Origin of the sequence: Catenulispora pinisilvae (assembly GCF_015356865.1) — a bacterium.
Classification (GTDB): Bacteria; Actinomycetota; Actinomycetes; order Streptomycetales; family Catenulisporaceae; genus Catenulispora; species Catenulispora pinisilvae.
In genome coordinates, this window is record NZ_JAAFZA010000547.1 from 1 (window position 1) to 787 (window position 787).

Annotated in this window: 1 pseudogene; it reads left to right on the plus strand. The window is 71.3% G+C overall.

Annotated features, from left to right (window positions below):
* Positions 1–727, plus strand: a pseudogene (locus tag IZR01_RS49395) (hypothetical protein); the annotation flags it as partial.
* Positions 728–787 lie beyond the last annotated feature (60 nt).

Consider the following 787-nt stretch of genomic DNA (forward strand, 5'->3'; position numbering starts at 1 on the left):
CCCGAGAACCCTCGCCTTCCGCAGCACGCTCGCCCCGCAGCCCACCGACCCCAGACCCGCCACTTCGCGCGCCGCCGCTCCCAGGCCTCCCGCTCGGCCCAACACCCTCGCCCGGCGTATCGCCGCGCCCGGAACTGTCGTCTTCCGTAGCACCTTCGCCTCGGCCGTCCTTGCGCCGAGCAGTCTCGCTTGGCCCAGCGCCTTCGTCTGGCGTGTCGCCGCGCTCGGAGCCTTCGTCTTCCGTAGCACCTTCGCCTCGGCCGCCCTTGCGCCGAGCAGTCCCGCCGGGCCTAACGCCTTCGCCTGGCGTGTCGCCACGCCCGGAACTGTCGTCTCCCGCAGCACCTTCGCCCGGGCCTCCGTCGCGCCGCGGATTCTCGCCCTGCCCAACGCCTTCGTCTGGCGTGTCGCGGCGCTCGGAGCCTTCGTCTTCCGCAGCACCTTCGCCTCGGCCGTCCTTGCGCCGAGCAGTCCCGCCCGGCCTAACGCTTTCGCCTGGCGTGTCGCCGCGCCCGGAACTGTCGTCTTCCGCAGCACCTTCGCCCGGGCCTCTGTCGCGCTGCGGATTCTCGCCCTGCCCAACGCCTTCGTCTGGCGTGTCGCGGCTCTCGGAGCCTTCGCTTTCCGCACCACCTTGGCCCCGGCCATCCTCGCGCCGAGCATTCGCGCCTCGCCCAACGCCTTCGTAGTCGCCTTCGTATTTCCCGCGCCAGTGACTCTCGCTTAGCTCGTCTGAACTCTCACTCTGCACCTCACTGCCCGCCGAACCGTCGCCACGCCCCTCCAC